The organism is Cupriavidus pauculus, assembly GCF_002858765.1.
Taxonomy (GTDB): domain Bacteria; phylum Pseudomonadota; class Gammaproteobacteria; order Burkholderiales; family Burkholderiaceae; genus Cupriavidus; species Cupriavidus pauculus_B.
The window spans coordinates 5,646-27,539 of sequence record NZ_PJRP01000026.1 but is presented as its reverse complement, the minus strand read 5'-3'; the positions used below and the strand labels follow the sequence as shown (position 1 = coordinate 27,539).

General features: G+C 65.5%; 14 protein-coding genes and 1 pseudogene. 10 read left to right on the top strand and 5 right to left on the bottom strand.

Translation table 11 applies throughout. The features are described 5' to 3' along the window. Positions 1-34 precede the first annotated feature (34 nt). Positions 35-1,582: an acyl-CoA carboxylase subunit beta gene (locus CYJ10_RS31760; protein ID WP_101685419.1), complete on the bottom strand. Its 1,548-nt coding sequence runs from the start codon at positions 1,580-1,582 to the stop codon at positions 35-37. A 240-nt stretch (positions 1,583-1,822) separates the two neighbouring features. Between CYJ10_RS31760 and CYJ10_RS31755 the strand changes: the two genes are divergently transcribed. The 6 genes from CYJ10_RS31755 to CYJ10_RS31730 all read left to right on the top strand — a co-directional run bounded on the left by CYJ10_RS31755 (position 1,823) and on the right by CYJ10_RS31730 (position 8,670). Then, positions 1,823-3,511: a sigma-54 interaction domain-containing protein gene (locus tag CYJ10_RS31755; protein WP_101685455.1), complete on the top strand. Its 1,689-nt coding sequence runs from the start codon at positions 1,823-1,825 to the stop codon at positions 3,509-3,511. A gap of 160 nt (positions 3,512-3,671) precedes the next feature. Next, positions 3,672-4,745, top strand: a complete 1,074-nt coding sequence (locus CYJ10_RS31750) for an NAD(P)-dependent alcohol dehydrogenase (protein ID WP_101685418.1) — start codon at positions 3,672-3,674, stop codon at positions 4,743-4,745. A gap of 314 nt (positions 4,746-5,059) precedes the next feature. Then, the gene (locus tag CYJ10_RS31745; protein ID WP_101685417.1) at positions 5,060-6,415 is read left to right on the top strand and encodes an MFS transporter; all 1,356 of its coding nucleotides are present in this window, start codon (positions 5,060-5,062) and stop codon (positions 6,413-6,415) included. 141 nt (positions 6,416-6,556) lie between these two features. Beyond that, entirely contained in the window at positions 6,557-7,471 is a 915-nt protein-coding gene (locus CYJ10_RS31740; RefSeq protein ID WP_219621568.1) for an AEC family transporter, read from the top strand. A gap of 201 nt (positions 7,472-7,672) precedes the next feature. Beyond that, positions 7,673-7,897: a DUF1653 domain-containing protein gene (locus tag CYJ10_RS31735; protein WP_257993623.1), complete on the top strand. Its 225-nt coding sequence runs from the start codon at positions 7,673-7,675 to the stop codon at positions 7,895-7,897. Between the two features lie 11 nt (positions 7,898-7,908). Next, complete coding sequence (locus CYJ10_RS31730) at positions 7,909-8,670, top strand: 3-oxoacyl-ACP reductase (protein WP_101685414.1); 762 nt, start codon at positions 7,909-7,911, stop codon at positions 8,668-8,670. A gap of 167 nt (positions 8,671-8,837) precedes the next feature. On the opposite strand, the gene CYJ10_RS31720 is transcribed toward CYJ10_RS31730, so the two are convergent. Beyond that, positions 8,838-10,391, bottom strand: coding sequence for a methyl-accepting chemotaxis protein (locus tag CYJ10_RS31720; RefSeq protein ID WP_101685413.1), 1,554 nt, complete (start codon positions 10,389-10,391; stop codon positions 8,838-8,840). 169 nt (positions 10,392-10,560) lie between these two features. Here CYJ10_RS31720 and CYJ10_RS31715 point away from each other — a divergent pair, with 169 nt between their 5' ends. Together CYJ10_RS31715 and shc are read left to right on the top strand one after the other, a co-directional pair. After that, the gene (locus tag CYJ10_RS31715; protein WP_101685412.1) at positions 10,561-11,148 is read left to right on the top strand and encodes a TetR/AcrR family transcriptional regulator; all 588 of its coding nucleotides are present in this window, start codon (positions 10,561-10,563) and stop codon (positions 11,146-11,148) included. Continuing rightward, positions 11,145-13,124 (top strand): squalene--hopene cyclase, encoded by a 1,980-nt coding sequence (gene shc / locus CYJ10_RS31710; RefSeq protein ID WP_101685411.1) that lies wholly within the window; start codon positions 11,145-11,147, stop codon positions 13,122-13,124. The genes CYJ10_RS31715 and shc overlap by 4 nt, the downstream gene beginning before the upstream one ends. Positions 13,125-13,183: 59 nt before the next feature. Here the strand turns inward: shc and CYJ10_RS31705 are convergent, their stop codons facing one another. Next, positions 13,184-13,750: a hemerythrin domain-containing protein gene (locus CYJ10_RS31705; RefSeq protein WP_101685410.1), complete on the bottom strand. Its 567-nt coding sequence runs from the start codon at positions 13,748-13,750 to the stop codon at positions 13,184-13,186. Between the two features lie 508 nt (positions 13,751-14,258). On the opposite strand from CYJ10_RS31705, the gene CYJ10_RS31700 reads away from it, so the two are divergent. Continuing rightward, entirely contained in the window at positions 14,259-17,258 is a 3,000-nt protein-coding gene (locus tag CYJ10_RS31700; RefSeq protein WP_180863130.1) for an autotransporter family protein, read from the top strand. 68 nt (positions 17,259-17,326) lie between these two features. Here the strand turns inward: CYJ10_RS31700 and oxlT are convergent, their stop codons facing one another. Next, on the bottom strand, positions 17,327-18,643 hold the full coding sequence (gene oxlT / locus CYJ10_RS31695; RefSeq protein WP_101685408.1) for an oxalate/formate MFS antiporter: 1,317 nt from the start codon (positions 18,641-18,643) through the stop codon (positions 17,327-17,329). A gap of 1,118 nt (positions 18,644-19,761) precedes the next feature. Between oxlT and CYJ10_RS31690 the strand changes: the two genes are divergently transcribed. Further along, entirely contained in the window at positions 19,762-20,490 is a 729-nt protein-coding gene (locus tag CYJ10_RS31690) for a DUF4198 domain-containing protein (RefSeq protein ID WP_101685407.1), read from the top strand. Positions 20,491-20,657: 167 nt separating this feature from the next. Here CYJ10_RS31690 and CYJ10_RS31685 read toward each other — a convergent pair. Continuing rightward, positions 20,658-21,811, bottom strand: a pseudogene (locus CYJ10_RS31685) (IS481 family transposase). Between the last annotated feature and the right edge of the window lie 83 nt (positions 21,812-21,894).

Genomic DNA, 21,894 nt, shown 5'->3' with positions numbered 1-21,894 from the left:
TCTGGTGTTCTGTATCGGGCTGCGATGGCCGGGCTCAGGGCCGCACGCCAAAGCGGCTGACACCGGGCTCGCGCAGCGGCGCGCCCAGGTTGGCGAATTCGCAGAGCAGCGCGCGGGTGTCGCGCGGGTCGATGATGTCTTCGATGACGAATGCCTCGGCGCTTCGGAACGGCGACGTCAGGCTGCGCACGCGCTGTTCGATCTCGGCGCGCTTCTGCACGGGATCGTCCGCGCCCTCGATCTCGGCCTTGTAGGCCACTTCGAGGCCGCCCTCTATCGGCAAGGCACCCCAGTTGGCCGATGGCCACGCGTAGCGGAAGTTGAACCGGCCCATGTGCTGGTGGCCCGCCGCCGCCACCCCATAGGCGCGCCGCACGATGACCGAGCACCAGGGCACGGTCGCCTGGTAGACGGCGGCCAGCGCGCGCACGCCATAGCGCATGATTCCGGCCTGCTCGGCCTCCGGGCCGACCTGGAAGCCCGCCGTATCCACCAGATGGACCACCGGCAGATGGAAGGTCTGCGCCAGGTCGACGAAGCGCGTGAATTTCTCGGCGGTGTCGCTATCCCAGTTGCCGCCGTGCCAGGCCGGGTCGCTGGCGATCACGGCCACCGGCCAGCCATCGAGCCGGGCCAGCCCCGTGACGATGGCGCGCCCCCATTGCGTGCCGGTCTCGAAAAACGATCCAGCATCGACCAGCGTGTCCAGGATCGGCCGGATCTGGTACGCGGCACGGGTATCGCGCGGAATGGCCGCCAGCAGCCATTCGTCCCGCCGAGACGGCGTATCGGCGGTGGCCGCCCTGGGCGGCAGTTCGTACACCGAGGCCGGCAGATACGACAGGAACTGCCGGGCGCGCGCAAACGCCTGCTGCTCGGTGGCCACCTCGTCGTCCACGACGCCATTGCGCGTGTGGATCTGGCTGCCGCCAAGCTCGTTCTTGCCGATGTCCTGCCCGGCACGCGCCACCAGCGGCGGCCCCTCGCTGAACAGCTGCGAGGTCTCCTTGACCATCACGGAGTAATGACTGGCCGCCACGCGCGCCGCGCCCATGCCAGCCACCGACCCCAGCGCCAGCGACACCACGGGCACGGTGGCCATGTTCTCCACCACGTACTGCCAGACCTTCATGGTCGGAATCAGCGTGTGGCCCTTGATCTCGATATTACGCACCGAGCCGCCGCCGCCCGTACCGTCGACCAGCCGGATCATCGGCAGCCGCAGGTCGTGGGCCATTTTTTCGGCATGGATCAGCTTGTCGCCGGGCGCGCCGTCGTTGGCCCCGCCGCGCACCGTGAAATCGTCGCCCACCAACACCACGGGGCGCCCGTCCACCTGCGCGCGGCCCATGACCAGGTTCGAGGGAATCAGGTCGATCAACCGGCCGTTGCTGTCATAGCGGCCACTGCCGCTCAGCCCGCCCACCTCGCGGAACGAGCCCGGATCGGCAATCGCATCGACCCGATCGCGCACGGTCAGCTTGCCCGCCGCCTTGTGACGCTCCACCTTGCTGTCACCGCCCATGCGGGCGGCCAGTCGCCGCCGCCAGGCGAGTTCATCCACTTCAGGCTGCCAGCTCACGCGTTTGTCTCCGACTTGTCTTTCTGGTGTTGATACGAAGACACTTTGCACAAGCCGTGCCAGCTTTTAGGTACCTGTCCTCGCCTTGATTACATTGAGAAATCCATGCGACACCTTTAAGATGTCCTCGACAAATACATCAAAGTGTCCGCATTGAGGACACAACAGGAGACATCCGTGTCCACGGAGACAACACAGGCGACAGTCGATCTGCATCCTGATACCGCGTTCCTTGGCGCGATGGTATGCACGGGCGACGGCACTATCGACACGGCGTTCGGCGTCTGCGCCGATGCGGCGGTGGCATCCGCCACCCTGTCCGCATGGATGCAAGCCAACCCGGCGCATGGCCGCCGGCTGTTTCCGGTGGAAGCTGGCCCGGCACGCTACCTGGGCCTGTCCCTGGAAGACAGCCAGCGGCACCTGATCCTGCTGCATCGCGCCGATGCCCAGGCAACGCTGTTCGATTTCCTGGGCACCGTGCCGTTTGCCGATGCCATCCTCGACCACTTCCTGAACGACCCCTATCAGGCCATCACCGTGGTCGACCAGGCGGGGCTGGTGCGCTTTATCAGCCCGGTCCACGAGAAATTCCTGGGTCTGGAACCGGGCGCGGGCATCGGGCGCGCTGCGGCCGAGGTCATTCCGAATTCGCGGCTGCCGCAGGTCGTCAGCAGCGGCAAGGCCGAGATTGGCCAGCTCCAGCAGCTGAATCACACCACCCGGGTGGTCAACCGCATCCCGATCCGCCAGCACGGCCAGGTGGTGGGTGCCATCGGCCAGGTCATGTTCAAGGGGCCGGAGGAACTGGTGCGCCTGCACAAGGAACTGGTGACGCTGCGCTCGGAGGTGGCACGCTACCAGCGCGAGGTGGAAGGCCTGCGCGAGCGCCAGTCCAATATGGGCCTGATCGGCGAAAGCGCGCCGATGCAGCGCCTGCGCCGCGAAATCCAGACCGTGGCCCGGCTCGATGTACCCGTGCTGATCCTGGGCGAAAGCGGCACCGGCAAGGAACTGGTGGCGCGCGCCATCCACGGCACCGGCCACGATGACACCGCCGACCGCCCGCTGGTCAGCCTGAACCTGGCCGCCCTGCCCGCCACGCTGATCGAGTCCGAACTGTTCGGTCACGCCCCCGGCGCCTTCACCGGCAGCAAGCGCCAGGGCCAGGCCGGCAAGCTCGAACTGGCCGCCGGCGGCACGGTATTCCTGGACGAAGTCGCCGATATTCCAATGGAAATGCAGGTGAAACTGCTGCGCGTGCTGGAAGACCACATGGTCGAACGGCTAGGCAGCGGACGCCCCCGCAAGGTGGATTTCCGCCTGGTATCGGCCACCAATCGCGACATTCCAGAGCTGATCGATGCCGGCCGATTCCGGCTGGACCTGTATTACCGGCTCAGCGGCGTGGTGCTGCGCATTCCCGCACTGCGACAACGGCGCGAGGATATTCCGGCCCTGCTGCAGCATTTCGTCGAGGCCTTCTGCACGCGGAATGGCATGCCTGCGCCACGGATCGAACACGATGTGGCGCGATACCTGGCCGGACAGCCATGGCCAGGCAATGTCAGGCAGCTACGGCAGCGCGTGGAAGAGGCGCTGGTGTTCTGCGATGGCCGCGCGCTGAAGGTGGCCGATTTTGCCCGGGGGGATGCGGCGCGGGGGATGGTTGTGGCGCTGGACGATGTCTCCGCGCCGCCTGCATTCGGCACGGCGTTGTCCAGTGCGTCTGGCGACGATGGCCCGGCCCTCGGCGCACCGTTGCCGAGTCTGCCGTTGGCGGATGCCGGCGGTGGCATGAGCGGGCTAGCGTATGCCGCGGTGCTCGACGCCATCGCCCGCCACGGGGGAAACAAGAAACGCGCGGCGGCACAACTGCGGATATCGCGGTCGCATCTGTACAAGATTCTGGAGCGCGGTGGGCAGTAAGGCGACCCTGGTACCACGCGCGCCAGAATGTCCATGCTTCAACTTCTGCATCCCCCGACTCTGATCAACACTCGCGCAAATCTGTGGCAATAGACTGAAAGCGGCGTGCCCGCCCGCCCCCGGGGCCGCCCTTCCGCCGAAGTCTTCAGGAGCCCAAACCATGCCCAGCATGCGCGCTGCCGTCTTTCAAGGTCCCGGCAAGATCACTCTTCAGGAAAAACCTATCCCCAGCGTCGGTCCCGGTGATGCCTTGATCCGGATCACCACCACCACGATTTGCGGCACGGACGTTCACATTCTCAAAGGCGAGTACCCGGTGCAGCCCGGGCTGACGATCGGTCACGAGCCGGTCGGTGTGATCGAGAAGCTGGGCAGCAACGTCACCGGCTATCAGGAAGGCCAGCGGGTGATTGCCGGCGCCATTTGCCCGAGCTTTTATTCGTACGCCTGCCAGGACGGCTGCGCGTCGCAGGACGGCCAGGCGCACGGCCATGGCTACAAGCCGATGGGGGGCTGGCGCTTTGGCAACACCATCGACGGCACGCAGGCCGAATACGTGCTGGTGCCCGATGCGCAGGCCAATCTGGCGCCGATTCCCGATGGGCTGACCGATGAACAGGTGCTGATGTGTCCGGACATCATGTCCACGGGCTTTGCCGGCGCCGAACAGGCCAACATCAAGATTGGCGATATTGTGGCGGTCTTCGCGCAGGGGCCGATTGGCCTGTGTGCCACGGCCGGCGCGCGGTTACGGGGCGCGTCGAAGATCATCGTGGTCGATGGCATCGACGAGCGCCTGGCGATTGCCCGCCATATGGGTGCCGACGAGGTGGTCAATTTCCGCAAGACCGACGTCGTCGACGAAATCCTGCGGCTGACTGGCGGCCGAGGTGTCGATGCCGCCATCGAGGCGCTGGGCACGCAAGCCACGTTCGAGGCGGCGTTGCGCGTGCTGAAGCCCGGCGGCACGCTGTCCAGCCTGGGCGTGTATTCCACAGACCTGCGCATCCCGCTGGGGCCGTTTGCCGCCGGGCTGGGCAACCACAAGATCATCACGTCGCTGTGCCCGGGCGGCAAGGAACGCATGCGCCGGCTGATGAACGTGATCGAGACCCACCGGGTGGACCTGGCGCCTCTGGTCACCCACCACTACAAGCTGGCCGACATCGAATCCGCTTATGACCTCTTCGCCAACCAGCGCGACGGGGTGCTGAAGGTGGCCATCACGCCGTAACGACGCCCGGGCGACTCGCCCCGTGGATCGCCCGGCTGCGGCACCTCCGTGTCTGAACCGGGCGACCTACGTGGCCGCGTGCGACAGCGCCACGAATTGCTACTACGGCCGCCGCCGCACCATCATCGGTACGGCCAGCTACCGCTGGTAAGCCCCGTACGGCCCGCTCCCACGGCGGTCCGTGCAACGATCCCGCCCCCTGGCGCGCCCGGCGCAGCCAAAGTCCCGGCGAATCGCGCTTTTGTACAGGGACGCGCGCCATGGCGTCCTCTATCTTAGGCGGCCAGGAGCCCGTACAAGGAAAAGAGCCGTCCATGGAGACCAGCCAGCCCAACCGATCCACCCCATCCAGCCAGTCCCCCGCCCCCGAAAACCCGTGGCACATCCTTGTGCTGCTGGCGCTGGGGCTGATGATTGCGTTCGTTGACCGCACCAGCCTGTCAGCCGCCCTGGCCGACCAGCGCTTCGTGCGGGAATTCGGCCTGTCCAGCATCGTGCGCGGCTGGCTCAATTCGGCCTTCTTCTGGTCGTACGGGCTGGTGCAGTTGCCGATGGGATGGCTGGTCGACCGCTATGGCGTGAAATGGCCGTACACGGCCTGTTTCCTGGTCTGGTGCCTGGCCGCCGCCGTGACCGGCATGGTCACCACGCTCCCGGCCCTGATCGTGATGCGGCTGCTGATCGGGTTGACCGAGGCCGTGGTGGTACCGGCCACCTATCGGTACCTGGCCAACAACTTCGACGAGACCCGCAAGGGCACCGCGCTCGGCATCTTCTCGATCGGCGGCAAGATGGGCCCGGCGCTGGGCGCGCCAATCGCCGCCTGGCTGATCGTCAACTGGTCCTGGCAGGTCATGTTCGTGGCCACGGGGCTGGTGGGCCTGCTGTGGCTGGCGCCGTGGCTGCGGCTCGTGCGCAACGATTTTCCGTCGCGCGAGCAACTGGCGGTGCGCGTGCACCGGGCGTCGTCGGTGCCGCTGCGCAACCTGCTGGCCAGCCCCGTGGTCTGGGGCGGTCTGGTCAACAACTTCTGCTACGGCTATTTCACGTTCTATTGCATGACCTGGATGCCCGCCTACCTGGTGGAACAGCGCGGCCTGTCGCTGACGCGCTCCGGGCTTTACACGTTCTTCAGCTTCGCCGGCATCGCCATCGTGGCCATGGCGGCCGGCTGGGCGGCCGACCGGCTGATCGCCCGGGGCCACGACGCCGTGCGGGTGCGCAAATCGTTCGTACTGGCCGGATTCCTCGGCGGCACCACCGTGCTGCTGGGCGCCTACGCGCCCACGCTGGAGATGGCGTTGTTCTGGAACGTGCTGTCGCTGTCGTTGCTGGGGCTGGTGACGGCCAACAACCTTGCGCTGTGCAAGCTGACACTGATCCCCCAGCAGGCTGTGGGCCTGAACACCGGCCTGCAGCAGGTGGCCACCAGCCTCGCGGGCGGCGTGTCGGCCAGCCTGTCCGGCTGGCTGCTGCACGTTGGCGGCAGCTATGAACTGCCGATGCTGGCGATTTTCGGCTTCCTGCTGACCGGCGCCGCCAGCACCGTGGTGCTGCTGCAGCGCAAGTGGGCGCCCAAGGTCAATGACGTCGATCCACTGCCCGCAGAGGCGGCCGTGCCAGCGGCATCGCACACGCCCGTCGAGCGGCCTGCGACCGGCGCGCCCTGACCCGGCAACAGTACACCCCGCCGCGCCCGCCCAGACCCACATGACGCAGGCGCGGCTCGACCATGGCAGTATTGCGGTCTTTGCCAATACCACCGCCTGCCCGGCCGCGTCACGATGGACCTCGCGTTTCTGATCCTCCCCATGTTTGCCGTCGTCCTTGCCGGCTGGGGCCTTGCCGCGACAGGCATCCTCTCCGCGCGCGTGGGCGAGGGGCTCTCCGAATACGTGTTCGCCGTGGCCGTGCCGGCGCTGATCATCCAGACACTGGCCCAGCCCGGCGACGGCACCACCGTCCACGTCGGCTACTGGATCGCCTATTTCGGGGGCTGCGCCATCGTCTGGGCGATGCTGGCCGGGCTGCTGGGCCGCCGGCAACGTCCGGAAGATCAACGGGACAGCCGTTCGGCCGTGATCGTCGGCTTCGCGTCGAGCCAGTCGAACACGGTGTTCTTTGGCGTGCCGATCATCCTTGCCGTCTACGGCGACGCGGGCAAGGTGCCGCTGTTCCTGCTGCTGGCCGTGCATCTGCCGATCATGATGACGGCGGCTACCGTGCTGATCGAACGTGGCGACGGCGGCTCGCTGGGCAAGCGACTGCTGGAGGTGGCGCGGCGCCTGGCCCGCAACCCCATCGTCCTGGCCTTGCTGATCGGCGGCGTGCTGCGGCTTACCCACGTCACGCTCGGCGGGGTGGTGGCCACGCTGGTCAAGGCGTTTGGCGACACCGCGTCCACCTGCGCCCTGTTCTCGCTCGGCGTGTCGATGCACCAGTACCGGCTGCGCGACGGCCTGGGCGCCGCAGCGGCCATCTCGGTCGGCAAGCTCGTGCTGCATCCGCTGTTCGTCTGGCTGATTGCCTTCCACGTCTTCGACATGCCGCCCGCCTATGCCGGCGTGGCCACGCTGTTCGCCGCCATGCCCGTGGGCATCAATTCCTACCTGCTGGCGCTGCGCTATCGCGCAGGCGAAGCGGCGGTGTCATCGGCCGTGGTGCTGTCAACCATCGTCTCGATCTTCACCATCGCCGCCTGGATCAAGTGGCTGGCTGTGGTCTGAGGGCCGGCCCAGCCGATTCAAGCGCGCCACCGTGGGCGCACCCGTACCGCACGGAGGTAGAATGCCGGCCCAGTCTGCGCCAGCACCCGGGCCAGGCAGACCCAACCGGAATTCCTCATGCAAGACACGGACATCGACGCCATCCGCCAGGCCTTTTCGCTGGTGGCCGAATTCGGCGAAGGCAAGACCCCGCGCTACCAGGTGACCAGCGAGGCCGAAGCGCTGAAGCTGGCCACGCACCGCCACTACAAGGGCGGACTGTATCGCCGCATCTTTGAAGCGAAGCACTCGGAGAATGCCGAGGTGCTGACCGTCTACGTGCATATCTGGCCGCACAACACGTCGCCGTGGGTGCGCCCGGCCGAGATGTTCCACGGGCGGCTGGAGGACGAACGCCTTCGCTTTGCGCCGCTGTCCGACGCCTGAGAGGGGCCACCATGCAAATTCATCAGCAATGCGTGCTGGTCACCGGCGGCGCGCGCGGACTGGGCGCCGCCATCGTGCGGGCCCTGGCGCGCGAAGGTGCGAACGTCGTCATCAACTACCGTCGCAGCGAGGAACAGGCCCGTGCCCTGGCGCAGGAACTGGGCCCCCGCGCCGTGGCGCTGCAGGCCGACGTGACCGATGCCGACGCGGTGCGCCGACTGTTTGACGCGGCGCAGGCGTACTTCAACCAGCCCGTGGTGTCGGTCATCAACAATGCGCTGGCCGACTTCCGCTTCGATGGCGATGCACGGCCCAAGCTCGAAGAGATCACCTGGGACCGCTTCCGCCAGCAGCTCGATGGCTCGCTCAAGGGTGCGTTGAACACGATGCAGGCTGCGGCGTCCGCCATGCGCGCAGCGGGCTTCGGGCGGGTCGTCAACATTGGCACCAACCTGTTCCAGTATCCAGTGGTGCCCTACCACGACTACACGGCAGCCAAGGCCGCGCTGCTGTCGCTGACGCGCACCGCCGCCAACGACCTGGGGCCGGACGGCATTACCGTGAACATGGTCTCGGGCGGCCTGCTGCGCGTGACGGACGCCAGCGCGGTCACGCCCGAAGCGGTGTTCGAGCTGATCGCCAGCCTCACGCCGGTGCGCCGCGTGACCACGCCAGAGGAATTCGCCGATGCGGCGCTGTTCTTCCTGTCGCCGTGGGCACGCGCCGTGACCGGCCAGAACCTGGTGGTCGACGGCGGGCTGGTGAAGGACTGACGGGCGCCTGGCGCGGATCGAAGCTCAATTCCATGCGGGTGCCGCCGGGCTCGGTCAGCATCGCATGGATCCTGGGCCCCGTGCCGGACGGCTCCGGGGCGCATTCCACGACCACGCCGGACCAGTCTTGCCCGGTCGCCGCTCGGCCTGTCAGGCCCTCAAGCCGGTCAGACCACCGCCGGCACCTGGAACGACGACACCGACGCCTTCAGCACATCGGCCTGCTCTTCCAGCGCCTTGGCGGCTGCGGCGGCCTCTTCCACCAGCGCGGCGTTCTGCTGCGTCATCTGGTCCATCTGCGTAACGGCCTTGCCCACCTGATCGATGCCGGCGCTCTGTTCGCGCGACGCCGTGCTGATCTCGCCCATGATCGACGTGACGCGCCCCACGGCCAGCACCAGGTCCTGCATCGTGGTGCCGGCCTTGTCCACCTGCTGCGTGCCCGATTCCACCTGGCTCACGGTGTCGTTGATCAGTTGCACGATTTCCTTGGCGGCCGATGCCGAGCGCTGCGCCAGCTCGCGCACCTCGCCCGCCACCACGGCAAAGCCACGCCCCTGCTCGCCCGCGCGGGCGGCTTCCACCGCCGCGTTCAGGGCCAGGATGTTGGTCTGGAACGCGATACCTTCGATGACCGCCGTAATTTCGCCAATCTTGCGTGACGCCTGCTGGATGCCGCTCATCGTCGACACCACGTTGCGCATGTCTTCGCCGCCGCGCGACGCGGTTTCCGACGCGGCCGTGGCCAGCTGGTTGGCCTGCTGGGCGTTCTCGGCGTTCTGCCGCACGATGGCCGTAAGTTGCTCCATGCTGGCAGCGGTTTCTTCCAGCGCGCTGGCCTGCTGCTCGGTGCGCTGGGACAGGTCCAGGTTGCCCGCCGCGATCTGGCGCGTGGCCGTGGCGATGGCGTCGCTGCCGCCACGCATGGTCTGGATGGCGTCGATCAGGCCCGACTGCATCTGGTGCAGGCCTTGGGTCAGGTCGCCCATTTCGTCCTGGCTGGTCACGCGGATGCGCTCGGTCAGGTCGCCGTGCGAGATCCGGCCGAAGCTCTCCAGCATGCGCAACAGCGGTTCGGAAATGGCGCGGCGCAGGCCAATGGCGCAGAACAGCGCCCCGACGATGCCGATCACGATGGCGCCCGTCACCATCCACAGGAAGCGCTGCGAGCGCGCCGTGGCGTTGTCGTACATGGCCTGGGCCTGGTCGCTCTGGTTGCGCTCCAGGGCGTTCACGGCGGCGGTGAGTTCGACGAACATCGGCGGAATCTTCGCCATGACCTGCTGGTCGATGGCGGCCGCGTCCTGGGCGCGCAGCGCTGCGATCAGCGGCTCCACGCCTTCCTTGAAGAATTTGCTACGCAGCGCTTCCACCTTGTCGGACAGCGCCTTCTCGTCGGCGGACTTGGCCAGCGCCTGATAGGCGCTCCAGGCCTTTTCGGATTTCTCGCGGTAGCCCACCGCCTTGTCGATGGTAGTCGGCACGTCGGCCGAATCGGGGTGGAACACCGCGCGATCCAGCGTGGTCCGCACCACGGCCGCATTGAGCTGCGACGCCGCCACAAAGCGCGTGGACGCCAGCTGGTTGGTGTAGATCTCCCGGATGTCGGCGATGGACGCGCGCATCCCGAAGACGCCGATGATGCCGATCACGGTCAGCAGGGCAGCCAGCACGGCCAGGGCCGCGTTAAGGCGGAATCGGATCGAAAGTTTGCTTGGCATGGATATACAGAACCCGGAGTCGATGCTGCAGCGCACTAACGGCCCTGAATCCGGCATCTGAAGGCATGCCGGCCCATGTAGACAAATGTAGACATGGGCACCCCCATAAAGCGGCGCATGCGCAACGCCGGTTTGCAAACAATCCGTCCGGATGGTATCTTCCGCCGCCATGAGTGAAGCCCACCGCCGTCCGAAGCAGCCCCAGCTGATCCGCGATCGCCTGATCGCCGCCACCATCGACCTGCTGGTCGAGGAAGGCATCGGCGCGGTGACGCTCAATGCCGTGGCGGCCCGCGCCGGTGTATCGAAAGGCGGACTGCAGCACCACTTCTCCAGCAAGCAGGAACTGCTGGAGGCGCTGTCCAGCGAGGTGCTGGACCATTTCAAGCGCCAGGTGACCACGGTGGCAGAATCCGATGCCGAACCGCACGGCCGCAACACGCGCGCCTACCTGCATGCATCGGCCGATGGCTTTGTCGAAGCGGGCGAACGCGAACTCTGGAAGGCCGCCATGATGCTGGTCATGGCCCGCCCTGAATTCCGCATGCCCTACCAGGAATGGGAAGCCGCGTCGCTGCAGCGTGACGCGGCCCAGTGCGAAGACGCCACGCGCCTGCTGCTGTGCCGGCTGGCCGCTGACGGGCTCTGGCTGGCCGACCTGCTCGGCCACCGCACGATCGATCCCGCACAACGCGCGGCGCTGGTCCGCCATCTCGAGCAGCTGACCCAGCCCCGCACGGAACAAGAACAAGCATGACTCCACAAGATATTCCGGCATCCGACATCGATGCCGTCCTGGCACGTGCGCGCGACGCCCTGCTGGACAAGCAGCACGCCGACGGCCACTGGTGTTTCGAGCTCGAATCCGACGCGACGATCACGGCCGAATACATCCTGATGATGCATTTCGTCGACGAGATCGACACGGCGCTGCAATCGCGCATGGCGAAGTACCTGCGCGCGCTGCAACGGCAGGACCGCCACGGCGCATGGGACCTGTACTACGGCGGCGACCTCGACGTGTCGTGCAGCGTCAAGGCGTACTTTGCGCTGAAGGCCGCCGGCGATTCGCCCGACGCCCCGCACATGGTGCGCGCGCGCGACGCGATCCTGGCACATGGCGGCGCCGCCAAATCGAACGTGTTCACGCGCATCCTGCTGGCCACGTTTGGCGAGGTGCCGTGGCGCGCCACGCCGTTCATGCCGGTGGAGTTCGTGCTGTTCCCGCGCTGGGCGCCGATCCATATGGACAAGGTGGCCTACTGGGCCCGCACGACCATGGTGCCGCTGCTGGTGCTGTGCTCGATGCGCGCGCAGGCAAAGAACCCGCTCGGCATCCACGTGCAGGAACTGTTCGTGACGGCGCCCGAGCTGGAGACCGAGTACTTCCCGCGCAAGCCGGGTCTGCAGGGCCTGTTCCTGAAGCTCGACCGCGTGGTCCGCCACGTGGAGCCGCTGATTCCGCGCGCGCTGCGCCGCAAGGCCATCCAGCGCGCCGTGCAGTGGAGCGAGGAGCGGATGAACGGCGAGGACGGCTTCGGCGGCATCTTCCCGCCGATGGTCTACGCCTACGAAATGATGGTGCTGATGGGCTACGCCAAGGACCATCCGATGCGCCGCGACTGCATGGACGCGCTGAAGAAGCTGATCGTCCACCGCGACGACGGCATCTCGTACTGCCAGCCCTGCCTGTCGCCGGTATGGGATACCGCCTGGAGCCTGATGGCGCTGGAGCAGGCACCGGCCACCGAGCGATCGAAGGCGGCCATCGCGCGCGGCTACGACTGGATGACCGAACGCCAGGTGCTGGACCTGGTGGGCGACTGGCAGCACAACGCCGCGCCGGCCACGCCGCCCGGCGGCTGGGCCTTCCAGTACGAGAATCCGTACTACCCGGACATCGACGACACGGCCGTGGTGCTGGCCATGCTGCACGCCCACGGCAAGCGCACGGGCCAGACCGAACGCTTCCGGCCGCACGTCGACCGCGCGCTGGACTGGTCGATCGGGCTGCAGTCGAAGAACGGCGGCTTTGGCGCGTTCGACGCCAACTGCGACCGCAACTACCTGAACGCGATTCCGTTTGCCGATCACGGCGCCCTGCTCGACCCGCCCACCGAAGACGTGTCGGGCCGCATGCTGCTGGCCATGGGCGTGACCAATCGCCCGCAGGACGCCAGTTCGCGCGAGCACTGCATCGGGTATCTGCGCCAGACGCAGCAGGCCGATGGCAGCTGGTGGGGCCGCTGGGGCACCAACTACATCTATGGCACATGGAGCGTGCTGGCCGGCCTGGCGCTGGCGGGCGTCGACCGCAAGCTGCCGATGATGCGCCGCGCGGTGGATTGGCTACGCGGCAAGCAGAACGCCGACGGCGGCTGGGGCGAGACCAACGACAGCTACCTGCACCCCGAACTGGCCGGCACGCACGACGCGGGCAGCACCGCCGAGCATACGGCGTGGGCCCTGCTGGGCCAGCTGGCACTGGGCGAGCACGAATCGGATTCGGTCAAGCGTGGTGTGGCCTGGCTGGTCGACACGCAGGGCGACGACGGCTTCTGGAGTCATCCGTACCACAACGCCCCCGGCTTCCCGCGCATCTTCCACCTGAAGTACCACGGCTACACGGCGTACTTTCCGCTGTGGGCGCTGGGGCGCTACCGGCGGCTGACCGCAAGCCGGCAGCCTGCGGCGAAACAGGTCGCGGCGGTTCCGGAGCAGGAACTGGCCTGAGGTTCATGAAGAAGGGGCGCCGAGGCGCCCCTTTTTTCATGCGTCGATGGTCACGGCGGTCACTGGGTACTGGCGGCAATCTGCGCCTCGCCCTCGATCAGGTCGCGCAGCATCGCAAACCGCTGCTGGGTCGAGCTTCCAAATAGTGGATCGGCCAATTCGGGCACGGCCGCGTCGACGGCTTCCCAGTCTTCGTGCGTCAGCAACTGCGTGGCGCGCGGCATGACGTAGCGCTCCTCCGTCGAAAGATGGTTCCGGTAGTAGACCAGGTACATGGCCCCGGCGGCTTCCAGCGCCGCGCGCGAACTGATCATGTCCCGCTCCGCTTCGTTCAGACGTTCCAGCAAGGCCTCGCCGACCGAGGCAATCACGCGGTGTTCCTGCTGCAGACGGCTCACGACGATCTGCATGTCCGGGTCGCGCGCCACCAGCCTTGCGTAGGCCACATCCTCGCGCGGATGGTGAACCCGGTCGCCGAAGTTGCGCAGGTAGTAAATGATGGTCTCCATCAGGTGGTAGTCCGGGCGCTCGCCCCGGTCGAACTGGATGACCTGGGCTTCCAGCAGATCAAGCAGCCGGGCGAAATGGATATGGTCTTGGTGCCATGTGGCAAGTGGATTGGGCATGGGGGTGCTCCATCGATTGAACGGGGTCTCCGCCGAGGCCTTGTCGAATCCGGGCCCCGTGCCTGCAACACTATCCTTCGGCCCACGGTTTTCTCTGATCTGGCGCAAACGGATGACACGGGATTTGAAGATTTTGCGAGGCGTCTACCCGCAGATGACGGCGCGTACGCATCAACCCCGATTTCTCATTGGCAGCGATGTGGTGGTGAATTCCATCTGACGGAATTCACTTTTAGAGCGTTCGCTCTAAACCGTTTTCGTGACACTGGCAATGCGTTTGAACGTGATTTTCTTGTGACGTCGCAGCCTCGCGACATGCGTCATTCGTTGACGACACAAAGAATCACGGAGTGATCTATCATCTGCCCCGCTTCAATTTGTACCAAAACTAAAACAATTGGAATGGGGTAGTTCAATGCAATCAAACTTTTGTCGTGGAATGCGGCAGGTACGCGCTCGCGCGCCGCAAGCGTCCTCTATCACCCTCGCTGTCGCGCTGTTGTTTCCGATGGGCGCATCGGCCGCCGAGTACCTGGTCGGCACCGAGGCCGAGCTACGCGCGGCGCTCGGGGCCGCCATGACCGATGGCGATCCGACGGCCACCATCCGCTTCACCGCCGACATCACCATCACGACGCCCGGCACGTCCACTTTTAATTCGCCCGTCAAGCCGGTCACCTTCGATACGCAGGGTTTTTCGTTGATCCGAAATTCGGGAGCTGCCGGGTTCACATTTACTGCGGCGTCGCCGCGGACATTCAACGGGAGTTACCTCGGCGGGACAGCCGCCCAGGGCGGCCTTGGTCTGTTGCTGCTGGGTCCCAGCGCACAGGCCACCATCAACGGCACGGTCGCCGGCGGGGCCTCGACGGGCGCCTTTGGCGGTGGAACGGGTGTTTCCGCCAACGGTGCCGCCCTGACGCTCACCAACAACGGCTCGATCACAGGGGGCGACGCATCGGGGGCCGGCATGGCCGGCGGTGCGGGTGTTTCCCTTTCCGCCGCCGCTGGCGCGACCGTCATCAATAACGGGTCGGTCACTGGGGGCGCCGGAACGACGGCCGGCGCAGCCGGTGGCGCAGGTATTTCCGCATCCGGTACAGGCGCAACGATCATCAACAACGGGTCGATCAAGGGCGGCGGCGGCGGGGTCGGCTTCAGCGCCGCCAATAATGGGCTCAGCACCGGTGTGTCGCTGGCGGTTGGCACCTCGCTCGTCAATTCGGCCACCGGCCTGATCGTTGGCGGCGATGCTTCTGGCGGCATGGCCGGCGCGGGGGTGACGATGAACACCAGCGCCACCGGCAGTGTGATCAACCAGGGCACAATTCGCGGCGGGGCCGACTTGAGCGGAGGCGCAGGCGGCGGCCGCGGCATTCGAGTGGGCGGCGGCACCAATACCATCGAGAACTCCGGACTGATCGAGGGCGGGGCTGGAAATGTGGCCATCTTCTCATTAGCTTCCGGCACGAACCTGACGGTCGTGAACTCCGGCACCATCCGCGCCGGTGCGGGCTCCGCAAATGCCGTCGAGTTTGGTGGGTCGGGTATCGGCGTGCTGGAGTTGCAGGCAGGCTCAAGCATCGTCGGTAACGTCGTCGCAGGTGCCATAGGTGGCAACGACATTTTCCGTCTCGGCGGCGCCAACAACGCCGTGTTCGACGTTTCGACCATCGGCGACACCTTGCAGTACCGTAACTTCGACAAGTTCGAGAAGAACGGCACCAGCACCTGGGCGCTGATCGGCGCCGGCACGGTCACCACCCCGTGGACGGTCGACCAGGGCACGCTGCAGATCGGCAACGGCGGCACCAGCGGCAGCCTGGCCAGCAACGTCGTCGTCAACAGCGGCGCCACGCTGGCGTTCAACCGCTCCGACACCTACGCCTTCGGCAACGCCATCACGGGCGCTGGCGGCGTGGCGCAGAACGGCACGGGCACGACCGTATTCAACACCGCCCAGACCTACACCGGCCCCACCACCATCAACCTCGGTACGCTGGCCGTCAACGACTCGATCACCAGCCCGGTGACGGTGAACGCCGCAGGTACGCTGTCCGGCACCGGCACAATCCTGGGCAATGTCACCAACGGCGGCACGGTCATGCCGGGCGGCGGCTCGGGTGTGCTGACCATCGCCGGCAACTACATCGGCAACGGTGGCGCCGTGCGCGTGAACACGGCGCTTGGTGGCGATGCGTCGGCCACGGGACGCCTGGTGGTGACGGGCAACACCTCGGGCACGAGCCAGGTCCGCGTGGTCAATGTCGGCGGCGCCGGCGCGCTCACCTCGGAAGGCATCCAGGTCATCGACGTGCAGGGCGCGTCCAACAGCACCTTCACGCTGGCGGGCGACTACACCTTCCAGGGTCAGCAGGCCGTGGTGGCCGGCGCGTACGGCTATCGGCTGTTCAAGAATGGCGTAGCGACGCCGAGCGATGGCGGCTGGTACCTGCGTTCGACGCTGCTCGATCCGGCAGTCGTCGGCGCGCCGGCTGCGGCGGCCGCCGGTCCGCTGCTGGCCCCGACCGTCCCGCTGTACGAGGCGTATTCGAGCGTGCTGCAGCGCTTCAACGAACTGGGCACGCTGCAGCAGCGCGTGGGCAACCGTTCGTGGTCGCCCAACGCTTCGGTGCAGGCCGAGCAGGACGCCGGCAAGCCGATCATCGGTCGCGGCGCCTGGGCGCGCGTGGAAGGCTCGAACACCCATATCGATCCGTCCACCAGCACGACGAGTGCCAGCTACAACGTCCGCACGTGGAAGTTCGAGGGCGGTGTGGACGCACCGGTGATCCAGAACCAGAGCGGCACGCTGGTGGTGGGCCCGACCTTCCACTACGGCATTGCCAACGCCAACGTCTCGTCGATGTTTGGTAACGGCGCGATCGATGCCACCGGCTACGGTTTTGGCGGAACGGCTACGTGGTACGGCAACAATGGCGCGTACGTCGATGCCCGCGCCACGCTGACGTGGTACGACACCGACATCCGTTCGTCGACGCTGGCCACCAAGCTGGCCAACGGCAATCGTGGCAGCGGCGTGGCCACCAGCCTGGAAGCCGGCCATCAGCTGGCGCTGGGCGGCAACTGGTCGATCACCCCGCAGGCCCAATTGGCCTGGTCGCAGGTGCGTTTCGACGCGTTCACCGACCAGTACGGCGCCAATGTGTCGCGTGACAACGGCAACAGCCTGGTCTCGCGCCTGGGCGTGTCGCTCGATCACGAAACCAGGTGGACGGCCGCCAACGGCAAGACCAGCCGCTCGCACGTCTACGGCATCACGAACCTGTACTACGACTTCCTGCACGGTACGTCGGCACGTGTGGCCGACCTCAGCGTGGTCAGCAAGGAACAGGCGCTGTGGGCCGGCCTGGGCATCGGTGCATCGATGAACTGGAATGACGACCGCTACACGGTCTACGGCGAGCTGCTGGCGCGCACCAGCGTGCAGAACTTCGGCGACAGCAACGCGATTGGCGCCAAGCTGGGCGTGCGCTACCGCTGGTAAGCACGCCCGCGCGCGTGTGATGACCGGGAAGGTGCCAACTGCGGCGCCTTCCCGGCTTGGTCAGGACGTCAGGCTGGCACCTGCGTCCCGCCTCGCTCCTCGGCAAAGGCGCGTTTCGATGCCGCCACATGGCTCGCGAACACCGGCCTTAGCACCGTGAACGCCAGGAACGCGGCCATCAGGTCCATCGTCGCCACGGTATAGAGCACCGTCGACCACGTGCCGGTAGCTTCCATCATCAGGTTGCCGATCGGCACGAACAGCGCGCCAATCCCCTTGGCCGTGTAGAGCACGCCGTAGATCTTGCCGATGTGCTTGGTGCCGAACGCGTCGCCGGCCAGGGCCGAGAACAGCGAGTAGACCTCGCCCCACGCCAGGAACACCACGCCCGACAGGATCAGGAACGCGTACGGATTGCTGCCGAAGTAGCCCAGCGCGATGATCCCGATGCCTTCCAGCGAGAACGCGATCACCATCGTCTTCTCTCGCCCGATGTTGTCCGAGATCCAGCCGAACAGCGGCCGCGAGATGCCGTTCATCACGCGGTCGAGCATCAGCGCCAGCGGCAGCGCGGCCATCGTGAAGAAGTACAGGTCGACCTTGAACTCCTTGACGCCCAGGTCCTTGGCGATCACGCCAAGCTGCGCCACGGCCATCATGCCGCCAGTGACCACCAGCACGAACATCACCAGCATCAGCCAGAACAGCTTGGTGGCCAGTGCCTCGCGCAGGGTGTAGTCGCGCGTGGACTGGTAGATCTTGCTCGACGCCTTCACCTCGTTGGCCTGCGGCCCGCGCAGGAACCACGCCGCCATGAACGCCAGCGCGCCCTGCAGGATGCCGAAGAACAGGAACGTGTGCTGGAAGCCCTGCGACTCGATCATCGCGGCAATCGGCAGGATGGTGGCGGCCGAGCCGGCACCGTAGCCGCCAGCCGTCAGGCCCACGGCCAGCCCGCGGCGGTCCGGGAACCACTTGATCGCGTTGTTGATACAGGTGGCATAGATCGACCCCACGCCCAGCCCGCCCACGGCGGCGCCCACGTAGAAGCCCATCAGCGTGGTGGCCTGCGAATTGATCACCCAGGCGAAGCCGATGAAAAGTGCGCCAAACGCCACCATCAGGCGAGGCCCGAATTTATCGATGAAATAACCCTCGATCGGGGCCAGCCAGGTCTGTACCAGCACGAAAATCGTAAAGGCAATCTGGATATTGGCGCGTGACCAGCCAAAGGTGTCCTGGATTTCCGGCACAAACAGTGTCCAGGCGTACTGGATATTCGCGGTGGCGATCATGCAAACTACGCCAACCAGCAACTGGAACCAGCGCTTGCTATCGGAAACCTGTGGATTGGGGTGCAAGGCCCCCGTCGGTGCGTGAGTCATTGCGCGCTCCCTGTTGTCGTGGTGTGGTCTGCAATTCGTGGGGATGCGGTTCGATACACTGGCACTGTGCGCCCGAACCGTAATGTCGTCGCCTGCATTTGCGTGTCTCCTGTGTCATCGTTCTTGTTGTTGTTTTGGTCTTCCGGTTTCGCGGGTGAAACCTTTTTGCGCAGGACCGCCATTGCTCAAACCACGAGTTGGTACCGAGTGCGCGCCGAAACCCTTGTCCAGCCTTGGTTTCCAGGCAATTCAATGACTGGTTATTCGTTTTGCATCTGAAATCTCCTCGATATTCAAAATCACCGAATGAATTACACGTTTGTAATGTTCAGTGGAATGTCGGATTACAAATCTGTAATGTTCGCTGTAATGTTCGCGTAATCCGAGGCGCGACAGATACAAGGTATGTGATATACCACCATAGTCAAGTGAAAAACGGGAGAGGGTTTTCACCACCCCAAATGCCATTCATTACCGGGGCCAATAAAAAATCCGCCATTAATCATGACCGTGCATTCATGGCCAAAAAATGGGCAAAAAAAAGCCCGCAGGCTAGCACAGGCGGGCGGAGGCGTGATGCGTGACACCAGTTCGCAACACGTAGGCTCTAGTTATAGGTGAAGTTTTAACGCCCATTCGCAATTCGAGGGTTTTCTCTTAATCGCAGAGCATTACAATTTTGTCAGAATAATCGGCACGCGCGGAAAATCACGGTAATCCGCGGCATTCCGCCGGGACATTCCTGGGAATGTCGCCGCCGTCACCCGCCGTCATGTCACCAATGTCTGTGTTGTGGACACAACGTGCCTGTCACGCCGCATCGGCGTTGTTGTTTGACAGTCACCTGGCGGATCTGTTATTAATAATGATTATCATTTAAATGTCTTGATGCCTGCATGGCTAGCCGGGTACGCGCACGGGGCTACGTGTAGTCGACCGATGACGGGCTAGATCATGAGTACGCCAGGCTCCCTTTTCCCTTCGACCATCGAGTCGCTTTACTGCCACCACCGCGCGAGCGGGTCAGCGGCACCTACGCCACGGTGGCAGCCCCTCGCACCGTACTTCTTTCCGCACAGTTCGATTTCTGACGTCCAACCCGACGAGGCCCGTTTCACATGAACAAGACCATCTCCCTTGCCGCTGCCCTGCTTGCGTTGTCCGGCGCGGCCCATGCCCACCAGATCTGGATCGAGCAGGCAGCCGACCAGCCGGCTTCGATCCGCTTTGGCGAATTCGGTGACAACCTGCGCGAGGTATCGCCGGGTCTGCTCGACAAATTCGGCGCGCCCACCGCCACGCTGCTGGCGGCCGGTGGCGACAAGACGGCGAACGGCGTGAAGACCGCCAACGGCTTCCAGCTGCCGTTCACGCTGGGCGAGCGCGACGCGCTTGTGGCCGAAGACGCCCGCTACCCGCTGCGCACGTTCAAGCGCGGCGATGCCGAGGTCACCAGCCGCTACTACCCGGCGGCACGCTGGGTATCGGATTTCACGGCCCAGCAGCCCAAGCTGACGCTCGACCTGGTGCCGGCCGGCCAGCCTGGCGCATTCAAGGCGTACTACCAGGGCAAGCCGCTGCCCAAGGCGAAGGTGGCGCTGGTGACGCAATCGGGCTGGGCCAAGGAAGGCCGCACCGACGAACAGGGCCTGGTGACATTCGACATGCCGTGGAAGGGGATGTACGTCGCGGAAATCATCCACACCGACGCACAGCCGGGCGAGCGCCAGGGTGCCAGCGGCGCGGAGAAGTACACCACCACCAGCCACGTGACATCGGTCACGTACGTGAAGCGCGACGGCATCGATCCGCTGCCGGCAGGGCCTGCGGCGACGCCCAACAAGTAAGCGTGGAACACCCCTCTCCCACGTATGGGAGAAGGGCCGGTGGAGAGGGCCAGGCGGTTCCACTGCTGCGGTCGCCCGTTGCAATGCTTGCCCTCCCCGCCTCCCCTCGTCCCCTGTTCAGACCGGGGACATAGGTGACAGGTGTGCGAGGACATGGTTGACACATTCTAGGTCGGGGCCGTCGAGATCTGAGTGCCCTGCGGGGCGCTCAGGTCGATCTGTCCGATCCGGATGGCGCCAAACCAGAGGGCATAGATGCCATCGTGCCGTGTTTCGCGCAGGGCAATGCGTTGGCCAATGAAGGCCTTGCCAATCTTCACGCGTCGGTGCCCGATCATGATCCGGGCCGCGCTGTCTACCTTGTAGATCCGGTCGCCCGGCAGGTATTCGGGTTCGGGCAGGCTTTCGGGATACGGCACCGGACTGACCTGGTAGCGCGTAGCCGGCACCGCCATTCCCAGCGCCTCGTGCGGGCGCTCATGGTTGTAGATGGCCCGATACCGGTCAAATGCGCGTTGCGCGTCGGTGTTGTCCGCGAAGCGGCGGTACTGCAGCAATTCCGCATTGAGCGTGCGATGGAACCGCTCGTCCTTGCCCTGGGTCTGCGGGTGATAGGGCCGCGAGTGGCTGACCCGGATTCCCAGCCTGAGCAGCCATACCGTCAGCCGCGTATATCCCAGCCCCTCCTCGTCGCCACCCCATGGCGATCCGTTGTCCATGGTCATGCGCCGCGGCAAGCCATAGCGCCGAAAGACCGCTGCCAGGCACTGCTGGACCGTCGTCCCACGTTCGTCATCGCACGCATCCAGGCACAGGACATAGCGCGAATGGTCGTCGAGCAGCGTCAGCGGATGACACAGACCGCGCTCATTGCGCACATAGCCCTTGAAGTCCATCTGCAGCAGTTCGTTGGGGCCGGCATGTTCGAAGCGGTGCCACGCGCAGTGCTGGCCCGTGGCGTGTTCGGGGATCAATCCGTGGCGATGAAGGATGGAGGTAACCGTGCTCGGTGCCGGTGGATCGGCAAGGCCAAGATCGGCCAGGCGCCGGCTGATCTTGCGTCCGCCCCACGCAGGATGCTGCTCGCGCAGCTGGACCACCTGCCTCTCGATCCCGGCCCCCGTACGCTTTGCTGCGGACGCCTGGAGCGATCGCGCAGACCATCCGTGCCTTCACTCGAATGGCGTGCAAGCCATTTATAGGCAGTTTGCGGACTGACGTGAAAGCGCCGGCACAGCTCGCGACGATTGCAGCCGGGCTGGGTGGCCAACGCAATGAATTCCAGACGCAGGCTCATAGTGTCTCGTGTGTTCCAAGGCATGGTTTGAACCTCCGGACGGCAAACCGTCCGGAAGTGTCAACCATGTCCTCGCACACCTGTCACCTATGTGTCCGGTCTGAACA

Excerpts from the sequence above, each read along its gene's own strand:
- CYJ10_RS31755 (WP_101685455.1), top strand. The coding sequence starts at position 1,823 with ATGGTATGCACGGGCGACGGCACTATCGACACGGCGTTCGGCGTCTGC.
- CYJ10_RS31750 (WP_101685418.1), top strand. The coding sequence starts at position 3,672 with ATGCCCAGCATGCGCGCTGCCGTCTTTCAAGGTCCCGGCAAGATCACT.
- CYJ10_RS31745 (WP_101685417.1), top strand. The coding sequence starts at position 5,060 with ATGGAGACCAGCCAGCCCAACCGATCCACCCCATCCAGCCAGTCCCCC.
- CYJ10_RS31740 (WP_219621568.1), top strand. The coding sequence starts at position 6,557 with ATGTTTGCCGTCGTCCTTGCCGGCTGGGGCCTTGCCGCGACAGGCATC.
- CYJ10_RS31730 (WP_101685414.1), top strand. The coding sequence starts at position 7,909 with ATGCAAATTCATCAGCAATGCGTGCTGGTCACCGGCGGCGCGCGCGGA.
- CYJ10_RS31720 (WP_101685413.1), bottom strand. The coding sequence starts at position 10,391 with ATGCCAAGCAAACTTTCGATCCGATTCCGCCTTAACGCGGCCCTGGCC.
- CYJ10_RS31715 (WP_101685412.1), top strand. The coding sequence starts at position 10,561 with ATGAGTGAAGCCCACCGCCGTCCGAAGCAGCCCCAGCTGATCCGCGAT.
- shc (WP_101685411.1), top strand. The coding sequence starts at position 11,145 with ATGACTCCACAAGATATTCCGGCATCCGACATCGATGCCGTCCTGGCA.
- CYJ10_RS31705 (WP_101685410.1), bottom strand. The coding sequence starts at position 13,750 with ATGCCCAATCCACTTGCCACATGGCACCAAGACCATATCCATTTCGCC.
- CYJ10_RS31700 (WP_180863130.1), top strand. The coding sequence starts at position 14,259 with ATGGGCGCATCGGCCGCCGAGTACCTGGTCGGCACCGAGGCCGAGCTA.
- oxlT (WP_101685408.1), bottom strand. The coding sequence starts at position 18,643 with ATGACTCACGCACCGACGGGGGCCTTGCACCCCAATCCACAGGTTTCC.
- CYJ10_RS31690 (WP_101685407.1), top strand. The coding sequence starts at position 19,762 with ATGAACAAGACCATCTCCCTTGCCGCTGCCCTGCTTGCGTTGTCCGGC.